The sequence below is a fragment of the Anabaena azotica FACHB-119 genome (assembly GCF_014697625.1).
Taxonomy (GTDB): Bacteria; Cyanobacteriota; Cyanobacteriia; order Cyanobacteriales; family Nostocaceae; genus Trichormus; species Trichormus azoticus_A.
The window spans coordinates 143201-159513 of the sequence record NZ_JACJSG010000015.1; the positions used below are offsets into that span (position 1 = coordinate 143201).

Genomic DNA, 16313 nt, shown 5'->3' on the forward strand with positions numbered 1-16313 from the left:
AAGCTAGAAATGTAGATTATCAATTTTTTCCATTGCATCAGCCAGGGGTTTATAAAGTGCATTTCCCACGCTGTTTTCCTCCTCGGCATACTCGCAAATTCGCAGTATCATGGCGACGAGTAGGCTAGTTTGTTCCGTATCATGTTCACTCAGTTCAGGATTAGCTATTCTCGCTGCACTCTTAGGGGCCCAAGCTGCATCAACGAAATAAGCACGAAATGGCACACCACCACGCAACAGACGACCAACGGCTTGAATGACTAACCCAGCAGTAGTTGCAGCCAAATCAAATCTTGGATAAGCAAGTAATTCCTCATCATCACGTAGAGTTTTATAGTATGAGCGCTGTTCAACCGATCGCCAATAACCTGCTGCTAGTTGCCGTACTTTTTCTGCACGTTGAACGACTCCATCTCCCTGCAACCAGGCTGTAAAGTCCTCTTTCTTTACCCACTCTAAAGCGCGACAGTTCATTTCTTGGGCGATCGCTTGTGTATCATGGGGATGGGGATAGGGACGAGTGAGAAAGTAAACACTACCAAATGCTGCTTTTCCATTGGCATTCAAAATATTAAAGCCACGTCCGATTGCACTCATAGGCGCAACCAAAATCTTACCTTTGGTTTGCCCGAAAGTCTCAATATCTGCGCGATAGAGCGCACCTTTATCCGTTGGTTGTAGAAGTTTGTCTACTTCATCAAAGTCATCCTCTGTGTATTTATCTGTATTATCAGGGACTAAATGATAAACAGATTCCCTCATACTTGACCAGCAATTGCCAATTTCCTTGGCTACCCAACGGGCTTGATCATAGGAGTTGACCAGTAATAAAAGCCGATTGCGATCGCGCCAATGGTTACTTGCATCATCACCAAGATTTTTCAATTCCCTAAGTTCTTGTCCTAGATGACCTGTACCATTACTGCCAACAAGCGATCGCGCTATTTCTTGAAATAAGCTCATTTTTTTCCGTTCAGCACTACCGGAAATCCGCAGGGGTTCGTTATTTTGGTTGAATTGGGGCAGAAACTTGAAGTGACTTTGTGCGATCGCCTCCATTGCTTCCTGTTCCGGCATTAAAACACCATACGTATTACGAACGTGAAAGCTAGTAGAATCCGGTAAATACGATGTTCCAGAAAGTGCCAGCACATTGGGGCCTCGTTGACCGTTGAAGTCTGTGAGTAAACGATGGAAATCAAGAATGTAACAACGTCCAATATTTGTATAAGCAAACAACGTTAGCGTATTATTACTACCATTCTTGGCTCTTTTATTGCTCTCATTGTCTCTAGAATAATATGTGCCAAACTGTCTTCCTGTAAGGGGTAGCGGCAAAATATTCAACATTGCCGACGGCATTCGCTGATGGGGTGAATCATCGGTAATTGATTGAGGCCGATTTTGCCACTCATAGAAGACAATGCGCGTGTGTCTATCCAAAAGAGCGATCGTCAGCGCAAATTGTAGGCGGTAAGCTAAAGTTTCTATAGTATCTACCTCATCCTCATTGCTTGTTTGTGGCGAATGCTGACGATTTTCTAATTCTGTTCGCAGTCGTGCTAAACGCCTTCCTGTGTTGGGAAAAAATTCCACAATCCAAGCTCTACAAGCTATGTATATTTTGTCATCTAATGCACTTTCACCAGTGCTGTTGATTTCCTGCATGAGACGCGCTAAACGATACACTGGATTTTGATTTGGGTTATGAGGAGAATCCATCCGTAAAGGATCTTCCTCATTTAGCAAAGCATCAAAATAACGCAGAATTGGCTTTATCAGTCGAGCGTTGGCTTGCGAACGAGCTTCTGGGGTTTCTGGAGGTTCAAATTCTTCTAATCCCGCTAGACGACGGGCAAATTTGAACAGCAGAGTGTTGGGTGTAAAGTAGCCGCGTTTAATCCAATCTCGTAAAATCTGATGTCCAAAATGTTTATCAAGTAGTGTTAGTGTGGCTGTAATTGCTTTTTGGGCATCACGTTCTGCACCAGTCCATCTCTGAGTTAATGGGGACACCACACGGTTAGTTGTGGAAAATTGCTCTGTTTTCACGCCAATATCATCAAAAACCCCGTTTTTACCACCGTCGGTAAGCACCACCTCCTCAGCGTAGGTGTCATCAAACCACTTAATAACTGTCTCTACTTCATCAAACACAACAAAATCTGATTGTTCGTAGACGAGTTCACCTATTTTCATAGGACGCAACTCTAGATGACGTGGTAATCCTGCCATTGCCATCGCGCCTGGAGTTGTGATCCAAACACGGGCATTTGGCATATCACGATAAAGCTGTTGGGATGGACATTTGGCAAAGAATGGACACAAATGATATGAGCCTCTGCTTTTACGTCTTCTTTGGCGAGCGCTTGCAGGCATCTTTTGCAGAGAGTAACAAGGTTCTGTTCCCGGTATGAGGGGTTTGTTATTTAAAAATTCCTGAAAGGAACGCTTATTAATCTGACCCTGTAGAGGACAAGCTGTGCCTAACCAACGTTCACCCCAATGCGGCTGTCTACGTTGCTGATGTTCTAGATAATCCTTCGACTTAGAGAAACTCCGCAGGTGTGCATCCCGTTTACTGCGCCCCAAGATTGGTACTGCTATGGGATCATCATTCTCTGGGTCATCACAGAACCACCAGTTGATTTGGTTAGCTAATTTAAGCGCTGATTGCACATCACTGACGACTAGGGTGATGCGGCGATCGCCATAATGTCGCACAATATTCACAGTCAGCAATTGTGAAAAGGTGGTCTTCCCAGAAGCAACCATACCAGCAATGTTTCTGAAGCCGTCTAACTCCAGAATCCGCTCCTCTTGCTCAAGCAGTGTGGCATCTTCCTGTACTCTGTGGAAGTTAATCTTGCCAAAGCGATTTACCCAATGTCCTTTGGCGGTTTCATCCCACCCATATTGTCGGGTTAACGCTTCCTCTCGTTCATCAATCCAGGCTGCATCTTGCTCTAAATCTGAAATGCGGAGGGAAAAATAACTGCGAGAACGAGATGTGGCAAACTGGGGTAAGCCTATCTGTGCATTACGTACCTGTTGCTGGGTAAATTTGATTGGGACTATAACTGTCTGTTCTCCTGTCTTCGCCTCGAATTGATAAGCAACGTCAGCTTCTACTTGCTCAACTTGACGATGCCGAAAAACCAAAGTGGCTATTAAACACCGTTCATATACATCTTGATTTGCTGGATGTCGCAGGTTTTTGGCAGCATTGATAATATATGTATCCCAATTTTGCGGCGTGAAATCTCCATAGTTACGCCAATCTAAAGGAATCTTCAGATAAGAACGCAATGCGCCTAACCAAGCGAAGCGGGCAGAAAATGGAGCAATTTGGCGAGCGTTGGCGATCGCTTTTCTTGCCATCCCATCTAAGTTTTGTAAACGCGGATGTCTTAAAGGCATTCCACTCAAAATCGCCCAAGGTGCGGTAACTGGCTCATCATCAAGTTGCAAACGCTCCATCAGAACAAAGCAAAGCTCTACCTGAAGTAGCAATTGGGCTTGAATACGATCCAAGCCTTCATCCTTCAACTGTTCGAGGCGGTCTGTAAACTCTCTTGGTAGCTCAAATAAGGTCTTCTGACTCATTAACTATTCCCTTCCCGCAAGCGCTCAATTTTATTGATCACCCGTTCCTCAAAAACAGCATCACTCAAAAGATGAGTACCGCTTGGCAGTTTTGCCGCCTGTTCTCGAAGAATTTCTAGATAATTCTCTGTTTGTTGTAAACGTTCGATAGGAATGACATAGAAACTTTCGTCATAACGCAAATCACCCTCGCCAAATAGAGGTGTCAGCTTTGGTGCTAACTTGTAGGGGCTTTGATAATCTTTAATATCTACAGCCCAGGTTGTTTGGTCGCAAAAGCACAGTTGTAAGTCATAGCGATCAATACCAGGGTAAAGATGAACGCTGCAAAGTTGTTGTGGGAATTTCCTTTGTAGTTCTGCCAAAATTTCAAATAATCGTATTTCCGGTATTCCTGGTAAACAGATACGTAAGTGAATCCCAAACTTCAAGTGACGCAGCCCATGTTGCCATGTAATCTTTTTCACATAGGGCAAACTTTGCCGATGGTCGTTGCAAACACTAGGTTTAATACCACGTAGCTGTCCATACTTTTTAAACAAAGGGCCGCAGCGATCGCAATCCCAGTAAAGCTCCTCTATTTCACAATCTTCATATAAATTACCAACTTCTTCATTTTTAATATATTTTGTCTTCAAAAATACCTTGCGGATTTGTGCCGTAGTTGGGTATCGATTTTCAATCAGAAATCGCCGCAGTAAAATGTATTCCCGTTGCACAATCTCAGGCTCGTTATCGTTGTTGTATGACTCTTGCAAATGTGACAAAATTCTCTGAAAGTGTAGATTTTCTATCGCAATTTCCTGAGTTACCGCAGTTGCGTAATCTGGTAACTTTGTCCGCGCAATTATTTCTTCATAAAAGTATCGATTTGCTTCTTCACTTAATCCTCCTTCGTAAAGTAAGCCAAAGTCTGAGTCAAATTCTTTTGCTATTAAACGCTTTGGATACCAAGTTTTCACAGGTTTTTCCAGTAGAGCTAAAAGACCAGTCAGAGTACGCGGATATGGTACAGCAGTTATCTCTAGCGCTAGTTTATTCAGCGCATGACGCAGCAGTTCTGGATATGGATACTTGCCATCTCGGCGGACAAACTCTGCTAAACCAATGACAAGACGGTCAAATTCGCTAATGTCCATAAGGGATAATCCTTGTTTGAGTATATTTAATCGCCACACTCTTATCATTTGTGATACATTTGTTTCATATACCGTACAGTATTATTTATAATGTGTCAACTAAGAAACGATTGATTTTTACATGACACAAGGATAGGAGAATGGGAAGTTATCTAGATATAGAACGCTTGGCGAGCCTAGTTCGTAAAAAGCGCGGTAGCCGAGGACTGCGAGAAACTTCGGCAGAAATTGGGAATGTAAGTCCATCTACTCTATCAAGGGTAGAGGGCGGTAAAATGCCGGACATGGAAACATTTTTAGCGCTTTGTGACTGGCTACAAGTGCCACCTGCGGAGTTATTTAGAACTACGGAGGAGGATCAACTAGATACGCCTGAAGCGATCGCAATTCAATTACGAGCAGACAAAAAACTTGATCCAGCGATCGCCAATGCTTTAGCGTCCTTAGTCAAAGCAGCCTATCGAGACCTTTCGCAACAAGATGACGAATCCAAGCAAGACCCATAACTATGTCATTAATTGAAAAACTATCGGCAGAGTTTAGGCAACGCTGTGAAGCGATCGCCACTGAACAACGTAACTTATTGCAACTGAAAGCTTTTGAGCGATTACCAGCAAATACCCTAGCCGCTAAGTTAAAGGCTACACTCTTAACACCTGATCAGTTTCCCAATTTACCAGCAGAGCAAGTGGAACGGTTACTGAAAAGTGATGAGTGGTCAGGCGCAATTGTGTGCGATCGCCCAGTCATAATTGTTTATAATCCCCGTCACGCAGCTACAAGATATGAGTCAAATGTGATGCACGAAATAGCTCATATATTGTTAAATCATAAGTTTGTTGGGTTCGATTCATTGACGGGGCTACCAAAACGCAAACAAATTAACGAAGATGAAGCCACTTATTTAGGTGGATGTCTCCAAATTCCTCAACGTGGTTTACTATGGGCAACACAAAGAAAAATGCGTTTACCTGAGATTGCGGTATATTTTGGCGCTAGTGAAGCAATGGTACAGTTTCGCAGTAATGTAACTAATGTACCTGTTAGCTCCTAAGTTTCTATCAAATAAAAAGTATTATCTGGTTGCCATTCCGATTGCGAGATGGCGTAGTAAACTACATCTTGACCGTAGTAGTGAGCTAGCTTTTGATACTTCATGCCTACCTTCTCAATTACTCGCCTTGATGCTATGTTTGCTGGATTAGCGATCGCCACTATTCGTTCTAGGTTTATAGTTAGAAATCCGTAATTTAAAGTAGCAATTGATGCTTCTGTGCCTAATCCCATATTCCAATACGACTTGTCTAACACATAGCCAAGCTCAACTTCCGAGGTATTATCTAAAAATCCTAAACCACAACGACCAATCATTTTCCCGCTTTGTTTGTCAACTACAGCCCACATCCCCAAGTTGTGTTCTTGCCAATGTTGGATGTGTTTGAGTAAACTAGCCTCAGTCTGCTCTCGACTTCGAGGTGACAAATATTTCATCACTTCTGTATCCGAGTAGAGACGAAACAAATCATCAAAATCCTGTAAATTAAAGTACCTTAATCTTAATCTGGTAGTTTCTATCTCAGGCATGGCATGACTAGCAAAGTAAATGTTACTTCAGACAGTTGTCTTTAGAATAAAATAACTGACACACACACTCCAGTAAAAATTAATATCATGCTCCGACTATGAGCATCTACCAATCCCAAAAATCTTACAAACAAAACCGTTGGCGTAACAATGACTGGCGGCTATTTTTACGTCTAGTCCCCTATGCTGGGCGTAACACTAAACTGCTGATCCTAGCATTAGGATTGTTATTGCCAGTGGCTTTGGCTAACTCAGTACAACCGCTATTAATTGGACAGGCTGTATCTTTAATTCGTAACGAACCCAGTGCCTACGAATTTCTGCGGAATCGTCCTTTGTCACAAGGGCTATATATAATCGAGGGTCTATTGCTCTTAACTATAATTATTCGGTTGACCCTCACTGGTTATCAAGGCTACCTACTCCAGAAGTTAGGACAGAAGATTACAGCAGCCATTCGTCAAGACCTGTTCCATCACGTGACATCTTTGGCTGTGCGGTTTTTTGACCGTACACCTGTAGGTAAGTTAATTACTCGCCTGACTAGCGATGTAGAAGTGCTAGGAGACGTATTTTCCACTGGCGCGATCGGCATCTTCTCTAATATTGTCTTAATGGTGGTAATTAGTGGTGTAATGTTTTCCATCCAGTGGCAACTTGCTTCCATGCTGCTGGTGATGTTATTGCCAGTAACTTTACTAATTATTTACTTCCAGCGAAAGTACCGCAAAGCTAATTACAAAGCGAGGGAAGAACTTTCTTTAATAAATTCCCAGCTACAAGAAAATATCTTAGGGATTAATGTAGTCCAATTATTCCGCAGAGAAAAGTTTAATGCAGAGTTATTCCGTAAAGCAAATAGCCGCTACACACAACAAGTAGATGAAACTATTTTTTATGATTCGGCTGTTTCAGCCACATTAGAATGGATTGGCTTAATTGCGATCGCTTGTGTATTGTGGATGGGAGGCTGGTTACTTTTAGACAATAAACTCGATTTTGGGACTTTATCGACATTTATTTTATATGCCCAGCGTTTATTCGAGCCTTTACAAGATTTTGCCGAAAAATTTACCATCATTCAGTCTGGGTTTACTGCCATTGAGCGAGTAAGTGATATTCTAGATGAACCGATAGAAATTAGCGATCGCACCAACCCCCGCATTTCCGTCTATGATGCTAAATTCGGGTTCATTGATGAAATCGTCGCTGATTTAGAATCTCAAACTGTCAGCGATATCCCAAATTTAGGAGAGATCCGTTTTGAACACGTTTGGTTTGCTTATAAAGATGATGATTACGTCATTAAAGATTTAGACTTTGTAATTCATCCCGGCGAAAAAGTCGCCTTAGTAGGCCCAACAGGTGCAGGTAAAAGTTCTATCATCCGTCTTTTGTGCCGTCTCTACGAACCCACTCAAGGACGTATTTTAGTTGATGGTATAGATATCCGCGAGTTACCCCAAGCAGAACTGCGTCGATATATGGCAGTAATTTTACAAGAGGGTTTCCTGTTTGCTGGTAATGTCAAAAGTAATATTACTTTGGGCGATTATTATACTTTTGAAGAGATTCAAGCCGCCGCACAACAAACTAATATTGCCGAATTTATTGAAGGATTACCATTGGGTTACGACACTAAATTACGAGAACGAGGGACAAATCTCTCTAGCGGACAAAAGCAACTTTTAGCTTTTGCCCGTGCAGCAATTCGTAATCCCCAAATTTTAGTTTTGGATGAGGCAACTGCTAGTCTAGATGTAGGTACGGAAGCGTTAGTTCAACAAGCTTTAAACGAATTGTTAATAGGCAGAACTGCAATTATTATTGCTCACCGTTTATCTACCATCCGCAACGTAGACCGGATTCTTGTATTAAAACGTGGTGAACTAATAGAACAAGGTAGCCATGAGGAATTGTTAAAGTCAGGAGGGCTTTATTCTACTTTACATAACCTACAAATGTTAGGGACTTAGCCAATTACCTGTTATAGCAGGGGACAGGTGATAGGCTGAAAAGCCACTTTCTATAAAGATTATAGGACTTACGCATGAAAACGAAAAATCAAGGGTTTTGGCAAGGGTACAGGGGTATAGGGGTGTAGGGGTGTAAAAGCGCTAAACCTATACCCCTATACCCTTACACCCTTACACCCTGTCTCGACAGATAACTTCAGTGCGTAAGTCCTGGATTATATGATTCATCCATGTCCTAACCTATGTGGCTACTGCTATAACTAAACTAACTGTAGGGTGCGTCAGCCCCAATAATTTCGTATACATTCAAGGATTTTCCACATCTGACGCACCCTACCCCAAGTACCAGTTGCGTGAGTCCTATAAAAGATAACTGAGGATGGCGATCGCTTGAGTAGATGCAGCATTTGATAACATCAATAATTATCAGTTTTATTTACTCAAACTTAAGGCATTCTCAGTCAGCAAACACAGGTCAGCCACTGCATATTTAACAATTAAGGAAGTTTGATTAGCATTACAAGAACTCTGCACTTCCACAGTCCTCTTGTTATCTTTCATCAATTTAGCTTGATAAGTATACTGGTTAGAGCCTTGTTCAAAAGTTAGCTGCCCTAACATAATATTATTGTCTAAACTTTGCTCTAAAATTTTGCCTGCTACTTTATAACTAAACCAATTCCAGCCATGACTTAACATTAAATCTCTTTCCAAAACTTGAATAGCAGGAGGTAAAATTCCCCAGCCTCTATAAACACTTTTCAAGCGTTGAATATCACCAGTGCGAGTCAAAATTGACTGGAAAGAATCCTGATCTAAAAGCCCATAATATCTACCCTCTGGTAAATCTATAGCTGTGGGTGCAAATCGATGTCCACCAATATGAGTAGATCGCCAAATTCTGGTATTTTCCAACTTTAAGTTAGTTATAGTAGCATGAGCATGGAAATAAAAAGAATTGCCATATCTAGCACAACACTTATCATAACTACCATGCGTACAAACTAGGATATCTCTAGTTATGTTTGTAGCTGTTTCAGCATCCGGTCTTTTACCCCATAACCATTTCCTGACAACATCAGCTACTTGTTCAATATGTGATAGCTTAAATTCATGGTTGATATACCCACGACTTAAACCCTCTTGTTTTTGATAAATTAAAAGAGTCGTATATTCTGCTTTATGGGTAAGCTCATTAGCAATTAAAAGAAACCTAACTGGTAATTTAGCTTTATTTACTTCTTCTACCAAAATCCTCAAGCTACTGGGAACCCATCTAGAACTAAAAGCATTTGCTAGCCAAGGTTGAGGACATTCAATTAGAATATATGTTTGGTAATCTACTGCACTACCAATCACATCCTCTCCTATTTGTCTTGTATTATCTGCACAAAATAAATTACTCATTGATTTATACTAATTAATTTTTTTCATTAACGAAGTTATCAAAAACACAATTGTGTTTTCAACGACAATTTTTGCATTTTATCAAGTTAAAAGCTATCATTTGAGCCTACTGGGTATATCCCAGTAGATACTTTCTAACATCATTTTTAATCACTTTCCTCCCTATTAAGAATAATTCTATTTAAGATATCAATAATTTTTTGCTCATATCCGGTTAATCATTCCAAATATTTAACTTAGCAGAACTGTGAAAGCAGTAGTTAAAAACCAAACATTTAGTTAAATTCTTAGCATATATAATCAAAAACACCGTATTTATAACTAGTTAACTGATGACCTCAGCCCACAAACGGAAATATTCCTGAAGGGAATAACTGAATAAATATTTAATTTTTTGTTTAAAGATAATTCCCTGGATAGTTGACATAACTTACTATTCAGTTATTTTTTTGATTTGCACTTTTACTAGATGGGTACATAACATAATTATTCTCAGAACATAGGAAATAGTTGTGTTTCTTTCATATTTTTCTGAGATTTCACAAAGCTTTACTTTCTCAGGCTTTTAAAATGTGCAAGTTGAGAGTAAATCGAAAGCATAGAAGCAACAAGATATATTGATAAAATTTCTCAATAAGTATTGAAAAAATATATGGAAGTAATGAGTGGCTATAAACATAGCCTCCTCGTACCTAGGAAACTGAAGTGTCATCAGCATACTAATGCCCAATTTTTTAATTTTTACTTTAAATGTCTAGATTCTAGTTGATATATGACCACTGGCAATTTCTATGCAGCTTAGATTGACAGGTTAGACATTGTTTGCTTATCTGTCTTTCTCAACTGTTAATAGTTAAGAGGGATTTTTTCAGCGTTTACGACTAATCTAGCCCAAAGCAGTAATAAATGCAAGTATTTATTAATATTGCTGATACTGTTCTAATTAATCAATTGTAATAATCCAGTCCAGATAAGGGTTATAACAATTTATCTGTTAATTAGCATATATTTTTCGCTATTGAAACCCTCAATACAATCAATAAAGATTCTCAATAGATGAGATTGTTGTTTCGGAACTGGGAATTGCGAATTTCCTATGGTGATATTTTAGACTTAACTTGGTATTCCTTTGTGAGCAGAAGACGATGGCATCAATCTTAGCGCTGGATTTTGGGGGAACGAAACTAGCCGCAGCATTAGTAGAGTCAGGTTCTAGAGAATGGCTACGTTATGAACGTCGGCTTTCCCCAGCAAATGCAGATGCTAACACAGACATGGAAATCATGCGATCGCTCATTGCTTCCCTACTCCAAGGTACAATAGCAACAGCGATCGGTGTCAGCTTCGGTGGCCCCGTAGATGCAACCACCGGCACAGTCAGACTATCTCATCACGTCCCTGGTTGGGAAAACATTCCCCTAAAAAACTTACTAGAACAAGAGTTTGGCTTACCTACCATTGTAGATAACGATGCCAACGTTGCAGCTTTAGGCGAACACCGCTTTGGTGCAGGTCAAGGATACGATAGCTTATTTTATATTACCATCAGCACAGGTGTAGGCGGTGGTTGGATAATCAACGGTAAATCTTGGCAAGGTGCAGGTGGGATGGCTGGTGAAATTGGGCATATAGTTGTAGATCCTGCTGGGCCTGTATGCTTATGTGGCAAACGTGGATGTGTAGAACGTTTTGCATCGGGGCCTTACATGGCGCAAAATGCCAAAGATATCTTACAAAGTCAACAAAAACAACAAGGTGGGGAAATACTGAGAAGCTTAGTAGAAAACGACCTCAATTTGATCACAGGTCAATTAATCAGCCAAGCAGCAGCAAAAGGAGATAAAATAGCTCAAGCAGTGTTAAAAAAATCTGCATGGGCTTTAGGTGTAGGCATTGGTAACATCGCCAACTTGATCAACCCCCAACGCTTCATCTTAGGCGGTAGTGTCACCAAAGCAGGCGAAACTTGGTGGAACACAATACAACAAACAGCCACAGCAACAGCATTACCAGAAGTGTCATTTGAAATTGTCCCCGCAGCATTGGGAGACGATGCGCCATTATGGGGTGCAGTCGCCTTAGCCGAAACCCTCCAATAAAACTCTTCGCGCCTTTGCGTGAAAAAACACCAACTACAAAACCGAAGACTTACTTTCACTCACCTGAGTAAAAGACTCAAACGCACCATTAGGAGTCCATTGCACAGCCCCATCCTGCCCTGTAACAAAAACTTTAGTAGGTATACTACTCAGTTCAGATAACACATTACTATCAACATTACCAGAAGAAGCGATCGCCACCTGTGGTTTCAAAGCAGTTACCAAATCCTTCAAAGACTCAGCATTACACCATAACACCTGCGGACTCGACCATCCCCCAGCCTTCATAATTCTTTCCACCTCCTTCGGTTCCACATCTCCCACCAATAACCAACTCAACCCGAAAACTTGCAACTGCACAATTGGCTGTTCATTAATCAACTGCGCCACCGTAGAACCAACATTAATAGTTTGCCCCACAGCTAAAACCTGATAAATTCCTTTTTGTTGTTGCAATACTTGAGGAATGGCTTGATCTGCCAGAGAATTTTCCTTATTGGTAGCGTAGGTGTAGAAATTTTTAATTTGCAGACGTTGGAGAACCTCCAACCAAGCATCGTTATTATTATTTTGAAAGTCTGTGGCGATCGCCCAATCAATTTGGTTCACACCCTGCTGTTGTAAAAAGGGTACAATCGTGAAGCGTCCCGTACCCTCATCACCACTATTAATTAGAGTTACCGTACCCCTATCCTGCACAACCATAACAGGTTCAGCCCCAGCTTCCAACACCGTTATCCGTAATAATGTACTAGCAGAGTGCCAAGCCGGAAATAGCACCAAACCAACCGCAATTAAACCTGCAAACCACCAGCGTTTTTGCCACCAGCCTAGCAACCAAACTAGCAGAATTAGTGCATAGATACTCAATAACTGCCAAGTTGAGATAGTACCCAGAACAACAGCATTTCCTGGTAACTTACTAAAATATTCCACTAATTGAATTAACCAATCAGTAGGATAGTGCAGAAATCCAGCGACAAAACTACCCGCCTCTGGTAAAATTAAAGTAAATATCGCACTAATAATTCCACCAATACTAATAACAGAAATCAACGGTGTAGTAATAATATTTAGTAGCAAACTATAAGCAGGCACAACCCCAAACACATAGAGTTGTACAGGTAAAGTCCAAATTGTCGCCGCTAGAGGAACAGCAATTAAAGATGCGATCGCCGGCGGAACCCAACTCAAACCACTAGTAATTGCAGGGACACTCACCACTAACCCCAAAGTCGCCAAAAAACTGAACTCAAAACCCAAATCCCAAATCCACAACGGATTAAATAGTAATAATATAGTTGCAGCTAATAAAAGTGAACCCAACTGTTTCACCTTCCTATCCAAAGCCAAACCAATCAAAGCTGCAAAACCCATAATCACAGCCCTCAACACAGCAGGCGCAAACCCAGTCAAACTCAGGAAAACAATCAACGCCAACGTCCCCAGGCTGACTTGCGTTACCTTTTTCGCCCGCCTAGTTAACTGCAATATCACACTCAAAATCAGCGAAGTCTGAAACCCTGAAGCCGCCAAAGCATGGGCTAACCCCGCCTGGACAAACATATCGCGGATATCATAAGGTAAATCAACCGCCCTGCTACCCAACACCATTGCACTCACAAGCGGCCCTTCTGGTATATCTAACCCCATCACTTGCGATCGCACAATCTTATCCCGAATTTGCCACCATCCCCACCCTCTTTCCTCATCCAGAATATTAATTTGCCGTCCCATCAACCCAGCAAACGTCCCCTCCCGTTCCAAATACTTTCTAAAATCAAAAGCACCAGGATTAGCAGCAGCCTTCGGTTTATACAATACCCCCGTCACCGCCACCTCTTGCCCAGGATGTAACCCAGTCGCCTTAAGTATTGGCACAGTCACATATAACTTACCTGTAGCCCCTTGCTGAGTTCCTTCCGTATCTTTTTGATTTCTCACTTCATTCAACTGAGAAACTTCCAGCCAAAATTGCCCCCGTTGACTGCGAGTTAAACGCGGACTACTAGCCACCTCCCCCCGCACAATTACCAATTGTTCTTGATTACTCCCATCTGGCGGCACAAATTTACTAATATCCGTTGTAGTCGGTTGAGGTGTCCGCCATTGCAAATAAAAACTTGCCAAAAACCCCACCAACCCAGCAATTAACCAAACTCTTGCAAGCGGAGTCACTTGTAAATTGTTAGCCGCTACATCAGTTGTTGATTTTTTTAGTAGCCTTCGTGACTTTCCCCCCCTCCTGAAAAAAACTGCACAGACAATTCCTAAAACTAAAATCCACACCCCGCCCCCAGGAACCGCCGTAAATAACAATCCTAAAATGTAGCTAAGGCAGATAATCACACCACTGGTTTGAATCATAAAACTTCTGGCAACATCTGGGGGTAGTATTGTGAATACTTTCTCGTGAAGTATAGTTCATCAACTCTAAACAAACAAAGCCCGCACAGGCGGGCTTCACATTATAAATAAAGTTGTATCACTAGATTACAGAGAAATACCCAAATTAAAGCCGAGAAAAGCATGGAAGAAGAGAACTGCGATCGCCGCCGTCCCCAAATAAGCATGAACTCCCCGCAGCCCCTTCTTTTCCCCACCAAATCCGATAGAAGCAATTACCCCATTCATAAATAAAAGTACCAACACCAGCGAACCAGTCCAAAAATGAGGACTTTCAAACAGTGGCTTATGCTGCATCACCAAAGACAACACCCCACCCGTATAACCACCAGCCAAAAATAAAAACAGCCAAGGCGCTAATAGTCGATGAGAAAGTCGATTTTTAATTGCCTTATCCTTATCTGTCCCCTCCAGCAGCCTACCTTGCCAACCAGCCCAAGCAACATAGCTACCCAAAACAAAAATCACAATCGCCATCATCAAAGGATGTCCCCAATGCACAATCGGTTCAGGGATACCCAAAGAACGAAACCAAGCCGCAATAGGTTCTAAAACTTCACTCCAATTCACCATATCTCACCCACCATTAGTATTTTTCAAATAACTGAAAATCTTGCACTACTGTCTTATTGCCAAAATAAAAAGCCCAAAAGCTCATTATTTCGTAGGCCGATGCACTGCCCACCATTTGCTTATTGAAAAAGTGCAAGATATAAAATAGACAAACCCTCCTGAGTGTAAGAGGGTTAAGAAATCTTACTAAGTTTTAACAAAAATTAAGCACCAATTTCTACCGTGTAACCGAGGCATTTTTCAGCAGAGGGAAACCCAACTTCTCCCTTTGTTCAACATATAAACTAGCCACCTTCCGCGCCAAATGACGAATCCTCGCAATATAACGAGTACGTTCAGTCACAGAAATCACACCCCTAGCATCCAGCAAATTAAAAGTATGCGAACACTTCATCACATAATCCAAGCTAGGCAAAACCAAACCCTTCTCAGTTAACTGACTAGCTTCCTGCTCATACAAATTAAACAACGTCAGCAACAACTCAGGATTCGACGCTTCAAAATTATACGTACTCTGCTCAATCTCATTTTGCAGAAAAATATCACCATAAGTAATATTGTCCGTCCACTGAATCTTAGTAATCGCCTCCACTTCCTGAAGATACATCACCAAGCGTTCTAAACCATAAGTAATCTCAATCGACACCGGACGGCAATCAATACCCCCACACTGCTGGAAGTAAGTGAATTGAGTAATTTCCATCCCATCCAACCAAACTTCCCAACCAGTGCCCCAAGCGCCCACCGTCGCATCTTCCCAGTTATCTTCCACAAACCGGATATCGTGATCTTCAGGACGAATACCCAAAGCCCTCAAAGAATCAAGATAAATCTCCTGAATATTATCCGGCGAAGGTTTAATCAAAACTTGGTACTGATAATAATGCTGAACCCGATTAGGATTCTCACCATAACGCCCATCAGTAGGACGACGACAAGGTTCAACATAAGCCACCGCCCAAGGCTCCGGCCCCAAAGCCCGCAAAAACGTATGCGGATTTTTTGTCCCCGCCCCCTTCTCAATATCGTAAGGCTGTGCAATCAAACAACCGCGTTCAGCCCAAAACTGATGTAACGTAGCTATTACCGATTGAAAATTCATGCTCTACCCTCGCTTACTCAGCAAAATGCCTACACCATTGTTGCCTGAAAAGCATCTGAGTGGGGAGTTTTGAAGCGACGAAAAAATGTTTTCCAGAAATCTTGGAAAAAAGGTTGACAGCCCTGAATAGGTTAGCTATATTGGATAAGTGCCTGAGAGACGGACGCGATAAAGCGACGCTCAAAGGAGCCGAACCATGAAAATATTATAGTTTGAAAGCTAGTATACAACAATAGCCTGCGTCAAGAAAATAAAAAACACCGGGCTGAGGTGTAAAACCAGCCAATTGAGCTAAAAACAAACTTATTCAAAACGGAGAGTTTGATCCTGGCTCAGGATGAACGCTGGCGGTATGCTTAACACATGCAAGTCGAACGGAATCTTCGGATTTAGTGGCGGACGGGTGAGTAACGCGTGAGAA

General features: G+C 41.7%; 11 protein-coding genes and 1 rRNA gene. 5 read left to right on the forward strand and 7 right to left on the reverse strand.

Going from position 1 to position 16313, the window contains the following annotated elements; translation table 11 throughout:
- Positions 1–3 precede the first annotated feature (3 nt).
- Both H6G83_RS13260 and H6G83_RS13265 read right to left on the reverse strand, forming a co-directional pair.
- Positions 4–3606 carry a pPIWI_RE_Z domain-containing protein gene (locus tag H6G83_RS13260; protein ID WP_190472608.1) on the reverse strand — a complete coding sequence of 1201 codons (3603 nt, stop codon included), beginning with the start codon at positions 3604–3606 and terminating at the stop codon, positions 4–6.
- Positions 3606–4745, reverse strand: a complete 1140-nt coding sequence (locus H6G83_RS13265) for a restriction endonuclease-related protein (RefSeq protein ID WP_190472611.1) — start codon at positions 4743–4745, stop codon at positions 3606–3608. Before H6G83_RS13265 ends, H6G83_RS13260 begins: the two co-directional genes overlap by 1 nt.
- A 140-nt stretch (positions 4746–4885) precedes the next feature.
- On the opposite strand from H6G83_RS13265, the gene H6G83_RS13270 reads away from it, so the two are divergent.
- Positions 4886–5251 carry a helix-turn-helix domain-containing protein gene (locus H6G83_RS13270; protein ID WP_190472614.1) on the forward strand — a complete coding sequence of 122 codons (366 nt, stop codon included), beginning with the start codon at positions 4886–4888 and terminating at the stop codon, positions 5249–5251.
- Between the two features lie 2 nt (positions 5252–5253).
- Positions 5254–5799, forward strand: coding sequence for an ImmA/IrrE family metallo-endopeptidase (locus H6G83_RS13275; RefSeq protein WP_190472616.1), 546 nt, complete (start codon positions 5254–5256; stop codon positions 5797–5799).
- Here H6G83_RS13275 and H6G83_RS13280 read toward each other — a convergent pair.
- Positions 5796–6329: a GNAT family N-acetyltransferase gene (locus H6G83_RS13280; RefSeq protein ID WP_190472619.1), complete on the reverse strand. Its 534-nt coding sequence runs from the start codon at positions 6327–6329 to the stop codon at positions 5796–5798. The two genes, H6G83_RS13275 and H6G83_RS13280, sit on opposite strands and share 4 nt — an antisense overlap.
- A 98-nt stretch (positions 6330–6427) precedes the next feature.
- Between H6G83_RS13280 and H6G83_RS13285 the strand changes: the two genes are divergently transcribed.
- Positions 6428–8305 (forward strand): ABC transporter ATP-binding protein, encoded by a 1878-nt coding sequence (locus tag H6G83_RS13285; RefSeq protein WP_190472623.1) that lies wholly within the window; start codon positions 6428–6430, stop codon positions 8303–8305.
- 432 nt (positions 8306–8737) lie between these two features.
- Here H6G83_RS13285 and H6G83_RS13290 read toward each other — a convergent pair whose 3' ends face one another.
- Positions 8738–9712 (reverse strand): sucrase ferredoxin, encoded by a 975-nt coding sequence (locus tag H6G83_RS13290; protein WP_190472626.1) that lies wholly within the window; start codon positions 9710–9712, stop codon positions 8738–8740.
- 1145 nt (positions 9713–10857) lie between these two features.
- On the opposite strand from H6G83_RS13290, the gene H6G83_RS13295 reads away from it, so the two are divergent.
- Positions 10858–11811, forward strand: coding sequence for an ROK family protein (locus tag H6G83_RS13295; protein ID WP_190472629.1), 954 nt, complete (start codon positions 10858–10860; stop codon positions 11809–11811).
- Positions 11812–11844: 33 nt separating this feature from the next.
- Here H6G83_RS13295 and H6G83_RS13300 read toward each other — a convergent pair whose 3' ends face one another.
- The 3 genes from H6G83_RS13300 to glyQ form a co-directional block, all read right to left on the reverse strand.
- On the reverse strand, positions 11845–14178 hold the full coding sequence (locus tag H6G83_RS13300; RefSeq protein WP_190472631.1) for a ComEC/Rec2 family competence protein: 2334 nt from the start codon (positions 14176–14178) through the stop codon (positions 11845–11847).
- Between the two features lie 126 nt (positions 14179–14304).
- Entirely contained in the window at positions 14305–14790 is a 486-nt protein-coding gene (locus tag H6G83_RS13305) for a DUF4079 domain-containing protein (protein WP_190472634.1), read from the reverse strand.
- A gap of 217 nt (positions 14791–15007) precedes the next feature.
- Entirely contained in the window at positions 15008–15892 is an 885-nt protein-coding gene (gene glyQ / locus H6G83_RS13310) for a glycine--tRNA ligase subunit alpha (protein ID WP_190472638.1), read from the reverse strand.
- 309 nt (positions 15893–16201) lie between these two features.
- On the opposite strand from glyQ, the gene H6G83_RS13315 reads away from it, so the two are divergent.
- Positions 16202–16313 (forward strand): 16S ribosomal RNA (locus H6G83_RS13315); the annotation flags it as partial.